The organism is Nocardia gipuzkoensis, from assembly GCF_021183645.1.
GTDB lineage: Bacteria > Actinomycetota > Actinomycetes > Mycobacteriales > Mycobacteriaceae > Nocardia > Nocardia abscessus.
In genome coordinates this window covers 835988-849493 of the sequence record NZ_CP089225.1, presented here as the reverse complement: position 1 = coordinate 849493, position 13506 = coordinate 835988, and the positions used below count along the sequence as shown (strand labels likewise).

Annotated in this window: 15 protein-coding genes; 14 read left to right on the top strand and 1 reads right to left on the bottom strand. The window is 69.4% G+C overall.

Features of this window, described 5'->3' with window-relative positions; all coding sequences use genetic code 11:
* Positions 1-129 precede the first annotated feature (129 nt).
* From dnaJ to era, 7 genes are all read left to right on the top strand, one after another.
* Positions 130-1281 (top strand): molecular chaperone DnaJ, encoded by a 1152-nt coding sequence (dnaJ, locus tag LTT66_RS03965; protein ID WP_043688744.1) that lies wholly within the window; start codon positions 130-132, stop codon positions 1279-1281.
* On the top strand, positions 1282-2022 hold the full coding sequence (locus tag LTT66_RS03960; protein ID WP_233063918.1) for a 16S rRNA (uracil(1498)-N(3))-methyltransferase: 741 nt from the start codon (positions 1282-1284) through the stop codon (positions 2020-2022).
* Positions 2023-2278: 256 nt separating this feature from the next.
* Positions 2279-3340 (top strand): PhoH family protein, encoded by a 1062-nt coding sequence (locus LTT66_RS03955; RefSeq protein WP_233068981.1) that lies wholly within the window; start codon positions 2279-2281, stop codon positions 3338-3340.
* Positions 3341-3402: 62 nt separating this feature from the next.
* Positions 3403-3957 (top strand): rRNA maturation RNase YbeY, encoded by a 555-nt coding sequence (gene ybeY / locus LTT66_RS03950; protein WP_043688747.1) that lies wholly within the window; start codon positions 3403-3405, stop codon positions 3955-3957.
* A complete protein-coding gene (locus LTT66_RS03945) occupies positions 3954-5318 on the top strand; it encodes a hemolysin family protein (RefSeq protein ID WP_233063915.1) in 1365 nt (454 codons plus the stop codon). Before ybeY ends, LTT66_RS03945 begins: the two co-directional genes overlap by 4 nt.
* Entirely contained in the window at positions 5315-5701 is a 387-nt protein-coding gene (locus LTT66_RS03940) for a cytidine deaminase (protein ID WP_233063914.1), read from the top strand. The genes LTT66_RS03945 and LTT66_RS03940 overlap by 4 nt, the downstream gene beginning before the upstream one ends.
* Entirely contained in the window at positions 5694-6611 is a 918-nt protein-coding gene (gene era / locus LTT66_RS03935; RefSeq protein ID WP_181721281.1) for a GTPase Era, read from the top strand. The genes LTT66_RS03940 and era overlap by 8 nt, the downstream gene beginning before the upstream one ends.
* A gap of 6 nt (positions 6612-6617) precedes the next feature.
* On the opposite strand, the gene LTT66_RS03930 is transcribed toward era, so the two are convergent.
* On the bottom strand, positions 6618-8048 hold the full coding sequence (locus LTT66_RS03930) for an amidase (protein ID WP_233063911.1): 1431 nt from the start codon (positions 8046-8048) through the stop codon (positions 6618-6620).
* Between the two features lie 410 nt (positions 8049-8458).
* Here LTT66_RS03930 and LTT66_RS03925 point away from each other — a divergent pair, with 410 nt between their 5' ends.
* From LTT66_RS03925 to LTT66_RS03895, 7 genes are all read left to right on the top strand, one after another.
* Complete coding sequence (locus LTT66_RS03925) at positions 8459-9943, top strand: hypothetical protein (RefSeq protein WP_233063900.1); 1485 nt, start codon at positions 8459-8461, stop codon at positions 9941-9943.
* The gene (locus LTT66_RS03920) at positions 9940-10326 is read left to right on the top strand and encodes a hypothetical protein (protein ID WP_233063898.1); all 387 of its coding nucleotides are present in this window, start codon (positions 9940-9942) and stop codon (positions 10324-10326) included. The genes LTT66_RS03925 and LTT66_RS03920 overlap by 4 nt, the downstream gene beginning before the upstream one ends.
* A 210-nt stretch (positions 10327-10536) precedes the next feature.
* Positions 10537-11073: a hypothetical protein gene (locus LTT66_RS03915; RefSeq protein ID WP_233063896.1), complete on the top strand. Its 537-nt coding sequence runs from the start codon at positions 10537-10539 to the stop codon at positions 11071-11073.
* An 82-nt stretch (positions 11074-11155) separates the two neighbouring features.
* Positions 11156-12022 carry an alpha/beta fold hydrolase gene (locus LTT66_RS03910; RefSeq protein ID WP_233063890.1) on the top strand — a complete coding sequence of 289 codons (867 nt, stop codon included), beginning with the start codon at positions 11156-11158 and terminating at the stop codon, positions 12020-12022.
* On the top strand, positions 12009-12614 hold the full coding sequence (locus tag LTT66_RS03905) for a TetR/AcrR family transcriptional regulator (RefSeq protein WP_233063886.1): 606 nt from the start codon (positions 12009-12011) through the stop codon (positions 12612-12614). The genes LTT66_RS03910 and LTT66_RS03905 overlap by 14 nt, the downstream gene beginning before the upstream one ends.
* Before the next feature lie 111 nt (positions 12615-12725).
* Positions 12726-13139 (top strand): hypothetical protein, encoded by a 414-nt coding sequence (locus LTT66_RS03900; protein ID WP_233063881.1) that lies wholly within the window; start codon positions 12726-12728, stop codon positions 13137-13139.
* A complete protein-coding gene (locus tag LTT66_RS03895) occupies positions 13136-13336 on the top strand; it encodes a DUF6186 family protein (RefSeq protein ID WP_233063878.1) in 201 nt (66 codons plus the stop codon). The genes LTT66_RS03900 and LTT66_RS03895 overlap by 4 nt, the downstream gene beginning before the upstream one ends.
* The last annotated feature ends 170 nt before the right edge of the window (positions 13337-13506 follow it).

Sequence of the window (13506 nt, the reverse complement as noted above, 5' to 3'; positions counted from 1 at the left end):
CACTGCTACGCTCGACCCTTCGGGCGGATAAAGTTGAGTGCACGAGACTAATGCTGTTGTCGGCGCGCTTCCTACGCGGCGCGGCACCGGCGGCACCGTCGAGAACGACCAAGGACTAGAGAACTCAAAGTGGCACGGGACTACTACGGACTGCTCGGCGTCGCGAAGAACGCGACCGATCAGGAGATCAAGCGGGCCTACCGCAAGCTGGCGCGTGAGCTCCACCCCGACGTCAACCCCGACGAGGCGGCGCAGGCCAAGTTCAAGGAAGTGTCGACCGCCTACGAGGTGCTGTCGGATCCGGAGAAGCGGCGCATCGTCGACATGGGCGGCGACCCGCTGGAATCGGGCGGCGGCGGCGCCGGCTTCAACGGCGCGGGCTTCGGCGGACTCGGCGACGTGTTCGAGGCGTTCTTCGGCGGCATGAGCGGCACGACCGGCGCGCGCAAGCCGCGCGGTCGCGTCCAGCCGGGCGCCGATTCACTGATCCGCACCCGGCTGAGCCTGGCCGAGTGCGCGGTCGGCGTGACCAAGCACCTGACCGTGGACACCGCGATCCTGTGCGACATCTGTCAGGGCTCGGGCACCAACGGCAACTCCAAGCCGGTGCGCTGCGAAACCTGCGGCGGCGCGGGAGAGGTGCAGTCCGTGCAGCGGTCCTTCCTCGGCCAGGTGCTGACCTCGCGCCCCTGCCCGACCTGCCGGGGCGCGGGCGAGACCATCCCGGACCCGTGCCACAAGTGCGGCGGCGACGGCCGGGTGCGGGCGCGCCGCGAGATCGCCGCGCCGATTCCGGCCGGTGTGGCGAACGGCATGCGGGTGCGGCTGGCCGCGCAGGGCGAGGTCGGCCCGGGCGGCGGTCACGCGGGTGACCTGTACGTCGAGATCGTGGAGCAGCCGCACGACGTGTTCGTCCGTGACGGGGACGACCTGCACTGCACCATCCGGGTGCCGATGGTCGACGCGGCGCTGGGCACCACCGTCGTGATCGACACGATCCTCGACGGCCCCACCGAGCTGACCATTCCGGCGGGCACCCAGCCCGGCGAGATCTCGGTGCTGCGCGGTCACGGTATGCCGCGGCTGCGCTCCGGCGCGCGCGGCGACCTGCTCGCACACCTGGACATCGTGATCCCGGCCAAGCTGGACAGCAAGCAGACCGAGTTGCTGCGCAAGTACAAGGGAATGCGGGAGCGCGAGCGCGCCGAGGTGATGTCGGCACAGTCCGAGCACAACAGCGGCCTGTTCGCGCGGCTGCGGGCGTCGTTCAGCGGGCGCTAGGTGGCCGCGACGGTCTTCTACCTCGACGAGGTGCCCGAGCCGGGCGCGGTCGCGGTGCTGGACGGCCCGGAGGGCAGGCACGCCGCCACGGTGCGCCGCATCCGAATCGGCGAGCCGATCACTCTCTCCGACGGGCGCGGTGTGCTCGCCGAGTCGGAAGTCGTCGCCGCGCAGCGCGACCGGCTCGAACTCGCGGTGCGCAACCGGGTGCTGGCGGCTCCGCAGGCGCCGCCGGTGACCGTCGTGCAGGCGCTGCCGAAATCCGATCGTTCGGAACTCGCGGTCGAGCTGATGACGGAGGCGGGCGCGGACACCATCATCCCGTGGCAGGCCGCGCGCTGCGTCGCGAACTGGGAGGGCAAGGCGGCCAAGGGGGTCGAGAAGTGGCGGGCCGCGGCCCGCTCGGCCGCCCGGCAGTCCCGGCGGGCCTACATCCCGGCGGTCGCCGATCTGCACCGCACCAAAGCCCTGCTGGAGTTGGTCCGCGCGGCGAAAGCCGACGGCGCGGTCATCGCGGCGCTGCACGAGTCCGGCTCCGCCCGCTTCGCCGAATTGCCCTTCGCCGAGGCCACCGCGATCGTCCTCGTGGTAGGCCCGGAAGGCGGGCTGGACGACGCGGAACTCGCCGCCTTGGCCGAGGCGGGCGCTGAGGTGACCTTGCTCGGCCCGACGGTGCTGCGTACCTCCACCGCGGCAGCGGTCGCGCTCGGCGCGCTCGGCGCGCTGACCCCACGCTGGTGAACGCCCCCGAGGGCGGACGGCTTCGGGATGCGGCGCATACTCCATCGCGTTTCCGTGACTTCACCGAGGATCGGGCGCGGCGACGTGGTGGAATCCCGTGAGGAACCGGGCCGGTCGGCGGCTTATTCACTGGGCGGTGTCGGTGGGGCGCGTTAAACTTCTCTCCATACAGCAGCAGTCGAGACCGGAAAGCAGGATATAGCCACTTTTGAGAACACAAGGCGAGATCGGCGACCCGACCACCCCAGCGGCGGGCATCGGCGCCGGCGACAACGGTTCGGGTCCCGCAGCGCGCACCGTGCGCTCGAGTATCGAACTCGCTCCCGAATCCGTGTTCCCCTTCCTCGGTTCGGCCGACCAGAACCTCCGTGAACTGGAAACGCTGCTCGACGCGGACATTCACGTCCGCGGCAATTCCGTAACCCTCACCGGCAAGGCGGCCGACGTCGCCCTCGCCGAGCGGGTCATCGAGCAGTTGGTCGCGCTCACCGGCCGCAACCGCGTGGTGACTCCCGAGGCGGTGCGGCACACCGTCTCGATGCTCACCGAGGGCTCCAGCGAGTCCCCCGCGGAGGTGCTCAGCCTGGACATCCTGTCCCGGCGGGGCAAGACCATCCGGCCCAAGACGCTGAATCAGAAGCGGTACGTCGACGCGATCGACACCAACACCATCGTGTTCGGCATCGGCCCGGCCGGCACCGGCAAGACCTACCTGGCCATGGCCAAGGCGGTCCAGGCGTTGCAGACCAAGTCGGTCAACCGGATCATCCTCACCCGCCCGGCGGTCGAGGCGGGAGAGCGGCTCGGCTTCCTGCCGGGCACGCTGAACGAGAAGATCGATCCGTACCTGCGTCCGCTCTACGACGCGCTGCACGACATGATGGACCCGGAGGCCATTCCCAAGCTGATGGCGGCCGGTGTCATCGAGGTCGCGCCGCTGGCCTACATGCGCGGACGTACGCTGAACGACTCGTTCATCATTCTCGACGAGGCGCAGAACACCACCGCCGAGCAGATGAAGATGTTCCTCACCCGTCTCGGGTTCGGATCGAAGATCGTGGTGACCGGTGACGTCACCCAGGTCGATCTGCCGACCGGCGCGCGGTCGGGTCTGCGCGCGGCCAGCGAGATCCTCACCGAGATCGATGACATCCACTTCGCGGAGCTGACCAGCAGTGACGTGGTCCGCCACCGGCTGGTCTCGGACATCGTCGACGCCTACGACCGCTTCGAATCGGAGACGCGGCCGCCGGTCGCCCCGCATTACGGCGGCAATCGGGCGCAGCGTCGTGCGGCGAGCCGGGGGGACCGGCGGTAATTCGTTTCGCCGGGCGGGGCTCCGCTCCGGCGACGCGATCGCCGGGATCGTAGTCTGTTCGGGTGAGCATCGAGATCGCCAACGAGTCGGGTATCGACGTGCCCGAAGAAGAGCTGGTCAGCGTCGCGCGGTTCGTGATCGCCCGAATGGACGTGCACCCGGCCGCGGAGCTGTCGATGGTGCTCGTCGATCTCGACACCATGGCCGACCTGCACATGCGCTGGATGGACCTGCCCGGTCCGACCGACGTCATGTCCTTCCCGATGGACGAGCTCGAGCCGGGCGGACGGCCCGACAGCCCGGAACCGGGCCCGTCCATGCTCGGCGACATCGTGTTGTGCCCGGAGTTCGCCGCCGGACAGGCGCGCAAGGCGGGTCACGATCTGGACCACGAACTCGCGCTGCTCACCGTGCACGGCGTCCTTCACCTGCTCGGCTACGACCACGCCGAGCCCGACGAGGAGAAGGAGATGTTCGCGTTGCAGGCCCGGCTGCTCGAGGAGTGGTACGAGAGCCTGCGCGAGGCGCGTCGGCGCGCCGAACTCGCCGAGCGCGACGCGCGGTTGCTGGGTAAGGCGGGCTTCACCACACCGGGTGACTCCCTGGGCTCCGCGTGAACTCTTTGACCCTCGTTCTGCTCGCGGTCCTGCTGGTCTCGGTGGGCGGGGTGTTCGCGGGTGTGGATTCCGCGCTGAACACCATCTCGCCCGCCCGCGTCGAGGACTTGGTGCGCGCCGACCGGCCCGGGGCGATGCGGCTGACCCGAATCGTCGCCGACCGGGCGCGCTACGTGAATCTCATGGTGCTGCTGCGGATTCTGTGCGAGATCGGCGCCACCGTGCTGCTGGCGGCGGGCCTGATGACGGTCTGGGGCAGGAACTGGGCGCTGCTGGTCACCGCGCTGGTGATGGCGCTGGTGTCCTACGTGGTGATCGGCGTCGGCCCGCGTACGCTGGGTCGTCAGCACGCGTACTCGATCGCGCTCGCCGCGGCGCTGCCGCTGCAGTTCATCGGCGCGCTGCTCGGTCCGCTGAGCAGGCTGCTGATCCTCCTCGGCAACGCGATCACCCCGGGTAAGGGTTTCCGCAACGGCCCCTTCGCTTCCGAGATCGAGCTGCGCGAAGTGGTCGAGATGGCCGGTGAGCGCGGCGTGGTGGCCGACGACGAACGGCGCATGATCCAGTCGGTCTTCGAACTGGGCGACACACCGGCGCGTGCCGTGATGGTGCCGCGCACCGAGATGGTCTGGATCGAGGCGGACAAGACCGCGGCGCAGGCGATGTCGCTCGCGGTGCGGTCGGGGCATTCCAGGATCCCGGTGATCGGCGAGAACGTCGACGACATCCTCGGCGTGGTCTATCTGAAAGACCTTGTGCCGTATGCCGATCGCAGCCGCAAGGTGCGGGTGCGCGAGGTGATGCGGCACGCGGTGTTCATGCCCGACTCCAAACCGCTGGACAGCCTGCTGGACGAGATGCAGCGCAGGCGCAACCACATGGCGCTGCTGGTGGACGAGTACGGCGGTATCGCGGGCCTGGTGACCATCGAGGACGTGCTCGAAGAGATCGTCGGTGAGATCGCCGACGAGTACGACACCGACGAGACCCCGCCCATCGAGGATCTCGGCGACGGTCGCTACCGGGTCTCGGCCCGGCTGCCGGTGGAGGATCTCGGCGAGTTGTACGGGCTGGAGATCGAGGAAGAGGACGTGGACACCGTGGGCGGCCTGCTCGCCCACGAGCTGGGCCGGGTGCCGCTTCCCGGATCGAAGGTCGAGGCCCACGGGCTGGTGCTGCGCGGCGAAGGCGGAGCCGACGCGCGGGGCCGGATGCGGGTGAACACCGTAGTTGTACGCAAAGCGCGCGAGAAGGTCCCCGCAGGGAAGACCAACGGCGACAATCCCAATGGCAAGCGCAAGGCCAACGGATCGGAACGGGAGATCCCGGCCGATCGCGACGAGGACGGAGACACCGAATGACCGAACTGGACGCGGAGGACAACAAGCTGGTCGTGCTGGCCCGCGGCGCGCTGAGCCGCGCCGGCGGGGCGAGCGGGGCGGCGATCCGGGACACCGACGGCCGCACCTACGCCGCGGGCGAGGTCACGCTGACCGCCCTGCGGCTGACAGCACTGCAAGCCGCGGTGGCCGCCGCGTTGTCCAGCGGCGCCGAGGGATTCGAGGCGGCCGTGGTGGTCGGCGGGCGATTGTCCGACTTCGGTGTCACCGCGGTGCGGGAGGTCTCGGCCGAGGCGCGGATCATCTTCACCGACCGCGACGGCGCGGTGTTCGAGATCGTCGACGACTCCGCGGACGCGGTGGACGCGGTGAGCGCCGACGCGGGCGAGGTCCGCGGTGGCTGACGCGCGGGAGAAGGGCGAATTCCGTTCCGGATTCGTCTGTTTCGTCGGTCGCCCGAACACCGGCAAGTCGACGCTGACCAACGCGCTGGTGGGCGCGAAGATCGCGATCACCTCCTCGCGCCCGCAGACCACCCGGCACACGATTCGCGGCATCGTGCACCGCGAGCACACGCAGCTGATCCTGGTCGACACCCCCGGCCTGCACCGCCCGCGCACCCTGCTCGGGCAGCGCCTCAACGACCTCGTCCGCGACACGTATTCCGAAGTCGACGTGATCGCGCTGTGCATACCGGCCGACGAGAAGATCGGTCCGGGTGACCGCTGGATCGTGCAGCAGATCAGGCAGATGGCGCCGAAGACGACGCTGCTCGGCGTGGTCACCAAGATCGACAAGGTGAGCCGTGACCAGGTCGCCGAGCAACTGCTCGCCGTCTCCCGGTTGCTCGGCCCGGAGGCCGACGTGGTGCCGGTGTCGGCGGTCAAGGGCGAGCAGGTCGAGGTCCTCGTCGACGTCATCGCCTCGAAGATGCCGGAGGGACCGGCGTTCTACCCCGACGGCGAGCTCACCGACGAGCCCGAGGAAACGCTGATGGCCGAGCTCATCCGCGAAGCCGCGCTGGAGGGCGTGCGCGACGAACTGCCGCACTCGCTGGCCGTCGTCATCGAGGAGGTCCTGCCGTACGAGGAGCGCGAGGACATGCTCGACGTGCACGCCCTGCTCTACGTCGAGCGCCCCAGCCAGAAGGCCATCGTCATCGGCAAGGGCGGCTCCCGGCTGAAGGAAGTCGGCACCAACGCCCGCAAGCAGATCGAGCACATCCTCGGCACCCGCATCTACCTGAACCTGCACGTAAAGGTGGCCAAGGACTGGCAGCGCGACCCGAAGCAGCTCGGCAAACTCGGCTTCTGACGTCGCTCACCACCACGCGTCGGGGCGGTGGCGGTGCCACTGGAGTTCGGATTCGAGCTGGGCGGCCAAGGAGATCAGCAGGGGTTCGGAGTTCGCCGTGCCCATCAGCTGGGCGCCGACGGGGAGGCCTGCGTCGGTGAATCCGGCGGGGACGTTGACGCTCGGCCAGCCCAGGACGTTCCACGGCCAGGTGTAGGGGCAGGCCGCGGTGATGAGGTTGTTGGTGGCGTGGACGCCGATGCCGTCGATCTCCTCGACTCGCGGCGGCGCGGTCGCGGTGGTCGGTGCGAGGACGACGTCGTAGTCTCGGAAGAAGTGGCCGATTCGCCTGTGCAGCAAGGGTTCCAGCTGCCGTGCCGCGTACAGGGCGGGCCCGTCGAGCACGCGCCCGATCCGGGCGTTGGCGGTGGTACGGGGATCGACCCGCAGGCCGGGCGTCCGGTGGTACACCCGGCGGATCCCGGCGAGCGAACGCGGCAGGAACGACGCGCCGATCATCACGCCGTAGTGCAGGTCGGCGACGGTCACGGTGTGCCCGAGAGCGCGCAGGGTGTCGGCGGTGCGCCGCACCGCTCGCTCGATCTCGGGATCCAGCGCGGTTCTGGTCGCGGTGAACGGAATGCGCAGCGACAGGGCGATGCGCAATCTGCCAGGATCACGGCCGACCGCGTCCGAGGCGGTGATCGGGGCCGGTGTGTGCAGGTCACCGGGGTGCGGCCCGGCCGCCGCGTCCAGCAGTAGCGCCGCGTCCGCGACGGTGCGCGCCAGCGGCCCGTGCACGGTGAGCCCGTAGAACGCCTCGGCCTCCGGCCAGGTGGAGATCCGCCCACGCTGTGGCTTGATGCCGACCAGGTTCGTCCACGCCGCGGGGATGCGGATGGAGCCCGCACCGTCGGAACCCAGGGCGGCGGGGACCAATCCGGCCGCGACGGCCGCCGAAGCTCCGCCGGAGGAGCCGCCCGGCGTCCTGGTGCGGTCCCAGGGGTTGCGGGTGTGCCCGAACCACGCGGCGCTGGTGAACGGCCACTGCCCGAGTTCGCAGGTATTGGTCTTCCCGACGATCACCGCGCCCGCGGCGCGCAGGCGGCGGACCGATTCGGCGTCCGCGGTCTTCGGCGCGAAGTCGCCGCCGCACCCGAACGCGGTCGGCTCGCCCGCGATATCGGTGTCGTCCTTCACCGCGACGGGCACGCCCAGCAGCGGCAGCCGTTCCCCCGCGGCCAGCCGCCGGTCGGCGTCGGCGGCCTCCGCCAGCGCGCGTTCCCGGCGCACGACCCGGAAGGCGTTGAGCGTGTCCTGTGCCGCGTCGATCCGGTCCAGTGCGCCGCCGACGGCCGCGGCCGACGTGATCGCGCCGCCCGCGATCGCGGCCGCCGATTCGGCCAGCCCCAGCTCGCGGGTGTCGGGCGGCAGCCGGGTCGGATCGGACACGGTCATGTCAACTCCCTGTCGTTCGATTTCGATCAACCGTAGCGGCCAATTGGTCAAGCGTCCATAATGTGTCGTAAACGCGGATGCGGGCCGGTCCGTCGATTCCGTGGGCGAACAGCCCCGTACGAACCCGCGAGTTGGCGGGAACTCGATTTCCCGCCGTGCAAGATCTTGCTCACCGAAGTCGGGTCGAGGTGCGAATTGCACTCATCCGGCGTGGTGTGGATCAGAGTTGGTACAGCGCAGGCATTTTCGTAGACCGGATGCTGACCGAATGCTTGGCTCGTCCTGTGCGATGCCCAGAATGCGAACAATCGAATCCCGAAGACGCCACGTTCTGTGGGAACTGTGGTGCGCGGTCGCGCGGAACGGAGTCAGCGGAATCGCCGAGGCAGGCCGACGATAATACCGGTGAGGTGCGCGGGGAAGAAGCGACCCGCTATCTCTGCGCCGCGGTTCATTTCGACAGTGCGCTGGCATCCGAGGTCGTCGAGAAAGTGCTCGAGGAACCGTTGCGATCGGTGGCCCGGTCGCCGGGTGTCGATCTCGTCGCGGTGGCGAAGCACGCGGTGGCCGCCCGGGAGCGACAGCTCGCGCGCAATCTGGTGATGATCGCGACGATGGTGGTCGTCGTCGGGAATCAACTCGCCGCGGCCGATTTCGACGCCGGGCCGCTGGGTCTGCTCTTGATCCTCGATCCTTTCCGCTTGTTGTCGCCGCTGCCGTTGGGAGCCCTTCTCGTCGGTTGGCTCGCCGTGTGGGGTGAAGGATGCAGCGCTCGCTGGGGCGGCACGGCGAATTCGTTGCGGCGCGGTACATTTCGTTCATCCGCGGCTCCGGTTCCGCGCAAGGCTTCGGTCCGGCAGCAGATCGAGCACGTGGCGGCTTATTCCGACGGCAATGTGACGGCGTATCACGGCTACCAGCCGTTCCTCGGTCACGGCTGGCCGCTTTCGGCGTGGTCGATGGCATTGGACATCACGAGGCCGGGATCGGATCAGGAGCCGGTCCGGCCGTTCACCGCGGTCGAGTTGAACGAACGCCTCCGCAAGGAGATCACGCAGCTCGACATGCGCGGGCTGAATGTCTACAACCGGCTGTTCGTCAACGGCGGGGATATCCACCACGACGGGCGATTCCTGCCGGACCCCACCGGCAGGCCGGTGGATCGCGTGCCGGAGACGACGATCGAGGCGCTGATGACGGCCCCGGAGGACCGGGCGCGTCCCTATCTGACCGCGGAAATCGTCGGCTGGGGCGGGGAGGTGGTGTGGACCGCGTTCGTCCGCCTCGCCGTCAGCGCGTCATCGCTGTTCGTGGAGGCGAACTACTGCGCCCTGCCGCCGTTGCGGCAGGTGTACCACGAGATCGATGATCTGCTGCTGCGCCCGCGGCCGGGGCAGGTGCTGCGCCTGGCCTGGCGCAGCCTCCTGAGCCTGCCCCGGACCTACTGGCACGCGGTGCCGGACGCCATCCGGCAACTGCTCGGTGATGTCCGCAGGGAACGTAAGCACGCCCGCCAAGTGAGTGAGGTCAGCCAGGTGTTCACGTTCGATCACGGCGCGTTGATCAGCGTCCGCGAGGCGGCAGGCGATCTGCGGGTCGACCGGCGTGGCCGCTCGATCCGCTACCACCGCTACTTCCAGTTGCTCGACCAGGAGATGTTCACCAAGACGGTCGAGAAGAAGATCTTCGAGACACTGGCTCAGTTCCTGACCGAACGAAATGTCGATCCGGACGAACTGATTCGCCGTGGCGAGCAGATCATCAACAGCAGCGTGACGATCAACGGCGACGCCACTCTGCTGAATTCCGCTATCGGCGGCGTTTCCGCGCGGGTCGCTTCCGCACCCGCCGAATCATCGAGAAATAGTCCACTGCGCAGAAGGGAAAGCGAATGAACAAGAATGTCGGCAGTAATACCGGAGTTTCCATCGGTGGGGGCGCGCATCTGAGCGGGTCCGTCGTCGCGGGCCGTGACGGCACGGTCTCGAACACCACCGCCGGGGCAGCCGCGATTCCGGTTCCGCAGACGGTGGCCGAATTGCGTTCCGCCCTGGACGATCTGCTCGATCGGATCGGCCGGTACGACGCGGATTTGCCGGACCGTCAGCTGGTCGAGGAAACGACGCGGCAGGCGGTGGCCGAGGCGGCGAAGGAACGACCGAACCGGCTGGTGCTCTCGGGGATCCTGCACGCGGTGGGGCGGTCGGTCGCGGGCATCGCCTCCCTGGCCACGCTGGTGAGCGCGCTGGAACTCGCCGTCAAGGCCGTCCTCGGCTGACTGATGAGTGGTGCGGGGTAATCCATGGCGAACTGCTGGAGATGCCGGGAATCGCTGTCCGGCGGGCGGCAACGGCACTGCACCGCGTGTGGCGCGGGTGTGTGCTGGAGCTGTGGGCAGGAGCCGGTCGGCGGGCCGGGGCGATTCTGCATCAGGTGCGGCGCGAGCGCGGCCGCGCTGGTGCGGCCGCCGAATCGGACGCCGCCGGTCGTGGCCGCCCCACCTCGCCGGAACCCCGCCGTCATCACGGGCGGAGTTCTGCTCGCCGCCGCTGTGGTGGCGGCGGTGGTGCTGGTCGTGGCGCCCGGCGACAAACCGGCCGACCAGGGACCGTCGGCGGTCGGACTCGCGCTGACGACCACCGGCGCCCGCACCGCCTCGCCCACGCCGTCGCGCACGGGCGTCCGCACCGCCACGAGCGCGCCGTCGCGCAGTAGCGCGCGCTCTACGACGACGCAGGCCCCGGCGACCGGGCCGGCGCGGACCGTCACGGCGTACTTCGACGCCATCAATCGGCGGGACTACGGCCGCGCGTGGGAGCTGGGCGGCCGGAACCTGGACACGAGCTACGAGCACTTCGTGGCAGGTCTATCGACGACCGCGCACGAGGCGGTGCGGATCACTTCGGAGAGTGGGGACATCGTGCATATCGAGCTGTCGGCCCGCCAGACCGACGACTCGATGCGGACCTATACCGGCTACTACGTCGTACGCGACGACGTCATCGTCGACGCGGTCATCCGCTGAGGGCGGGCGGAAAATCCAGCTATAGACATACATACCGTATGTATGTAAAGGTGGATGTATTCGTTCGGACTGGGAGGACCACATGGCAACAAGCACATCACTCGGGCGCACTCACGAGATGGACCTGTCCGGCGGCCGCATTCGCTATCACGAGACGGGAGAGGGCGCTCCGGTCGTCTTCGTGCACGGCCTGCTCGTCAACGCGGACCTCTGGCGCAAGGTAGTGCCCGCCGTCGCCGCGGCCGGATACCGCTGCCTGGCGCCGGACTTGCCCCTGGGCTCGCACGAGATCCCGGTACCGGACGCGGAGCTGACTCCGGTCGGCGTGGCGGACCTGATCGCCGCGTTCCTCGAGCGTCTCGACCTCACCGACGTCACCCTGGTCGCCAACGACACCGGCGGCGCGATCACCCAGGTGCTGCTCACTCGCGACCGGTCCAGGATCGGCCGCGTCGTGCTCGCCTCGGTGGACAGCTACGAGGGCTTCCTGCCGCAGCCGTTCACGGCGCTTCCGCTGCTGGCGAAGGTCCCCGGGTCGATCCGTCCGTTGACCGAGGCGCTGCGCATCCGGGCGCTGCATCGACTGCCCCTGGCCTTCGGCTGGGTCACCAAACGGCCGATTCCGCCGGAGATCACCGACTCCTATCTGCTGCCGAGCCGGAACTCCTCCGCGATTCGCAAAGACCTGCGGCGCTTCCTGAAGTCGGCGCACCGCCGATACACGCTGGAGGCCGCGCGCCACTTCGGCGACGTCGACATCCCGGTGCTGCTGGCCTGGGCGCGCGAGGATCGGCTGTTCCCGGTGACGTTCGCCGAACGGCTGGCCCGTGATCTGCCGAACGCGACGCTGAAGCTCATCGACGACTCCTACACCTTCGTGCCGGAGGACCAGCCCGAGTTGCTCGCCGAATCGATTCTGGAGTTCACTCGGCTGCATGCCACGCCGTAGTCAGGAAGACCGCTCTCGGGCCACCAGAGCCGCGCTCGAACAGGCTGGACGCCGCCTGTTCACTGAGCGCGGCTTCGCGGGAACCTCGGCCGAAGAGCTGGTCACCGAGGCCGGGGTCACCCGGGGCGCGCTGCACCACCACTACGGCGACAAGCGCGGCCTGTTCCTCGCGGTGCTGGAGCAGATCGAAGTGGAGACCACCGAGGAGATCGAAAAGGCCATCGCCGCGGTCGACTCCGATGACGTGATGGCGGGCATGGCCGCGGGGCTCGGTCTGTTCCTGGAGATCTGCCAGCGCCCGGCGATGCTGCGGATCGCCCTCACCGACGCTCCCGCCGTGCTCGGCTGGCAGGCCTGGCGCGAATTCGAATCCGCTCACGGCCTCGGCTTGATCACCGCACAGCTCGAGCGCGCCCGCGCCGCGGGGTTGATCGCCGAGGCCCCCGTTCCGGTCCTGGCCCAGCTCGTCGTCAGCGTCGTCAGCGAGGCCGCCCTGATCGTGGCGCACGCGGCAGACCCCGACCTCGCGCGTGCGCAGACCCAGCAGTCGGTGCTGCTGTTGATCTCCGGACTCCTGCGTACCAGCGGCTGACGGCTCGCCTGCGCCCGGCGCGCGCCGAGGACGGATCGATAGCGCCGCTCGATCGGATGTCGCGGTGCCTGCCTGCCCGGCTCCGGCTGTTCAGGGCCTTATCCTGCGCATATGACGGAGCAATCGGCGCGGTCGGCAGGTCGATTCCGGTGGCGCGTGACCCTGCTGACCGTGGGTCTCGTGCTGGCGGCGTCCGGTGCCGCGACCCGGCCGTTCAGCTGGCCGGCGACCGCGATCGTGGCGGTGGCGGCGCTGGGCGCGATGGTGCCTGCCGTCCGCGCGCGAATCCAGCGGCCTCCGCGCACCGCCCGGCTCGGGCGCGGGGTCGCTGTGTGGTCGGCGCTGCTGGTCGCGGCATCGGCATGGGAGGTCCACGCACTGCTGCGCCAGCCCGCCCTGAACCAGCCGAGCCGAGAACACCCGAGCTTGTCCACGCTGCTGGATCCGGCGCTCGAACAGTGGCCGCTGCGCTTCGCCGGATGGCTGGTGTGGCTGGCCGCCGGATGGTGGCTGGTGTCGAGATGAGCGACCGGGCCATAGTCATCACCGGGTTCTGCCTGCTCTTGGCAGTCGCGCTGGCCGCGGTCGCGGTCACACGGTTGCGCCGGGATCAGGTCGCGTCTCTGGGGGAAACGATCGTGTACCTGACCAGCACCCGGACCACGAAGATCACCGCCGTACTGGTCTGGGCCTGGCTCGGCTGGCACTTCCTGGCGCGGTGACCCCGCACACCGAACCGCCCCCGCGTCGCGCGGTCTGTCGCTGCCGACCGGCAATGAAGCCCAGCAGCCACGCCGAACCGCATGCCGCATGCCGTATTTCGTATGCCCGGAGCCGGAGCCGGAGCCGGAGCCCGGACACCAACGCGCCGACTCACAACGCGCCCGGCTCA

What these genes read in the sequence shown, in the direction of transcription:
- LTT66_RS03940 (WP_233063914.1), top strand. Translation starts at nt 5,315, where the DNA reads ATGACCGAACTGGACGCGGAGGACAACAAGCTGGTCGTGCTGGCCCGC.
- LTT66_RS03930 (WP_233063911.1), bottom strand. Translation starts at nt 8,048, where the DNA reads ATGACCGTGTCCGATCCGACCCGGCTGCCGCCCGACACCCGCGAGCTG.
- LTT66_RS03920 (WP_233063898.1), top strand. Translation starts at nt 9,940, where the DNA reads ATGAACAAGAATGTCGGCAGTAATACCGGAGTTTCCATCGGTGGGGGC.
- LTT66_RS03910 (WP_233063890.1), top strand. Translation starts at nt 11,156, where the DNA reads ATGGCAACAAGCACATCACTCGGGCGCACTCACGAGATGGACCTGTCC.
- LTT66_RS03905 (WP_233063886.1), top strand. Translation starts at nt 12,009, where the DNA reads ATGCCACGCCGTAGTCAGGAAGACCGCTCTCGGGCCACCAGAGCCGCG.
- LTT66_RS03900 (WP_233063881.1), top strand. Translation starts at nt 12,726, where the DNA reads ATGACGGAGCAATCGGCGCGGTCGGCAGGTCGATTCCGGTGGCGCGTG.
- LTT66_RS03895 (WP_233063878.1), top strand. Translation starts at nt 13,136, where the DNA reads ATGAGCGACCGGGCCATAGTCATCACCGGGTTCTGCCTGCTCTTGGCA.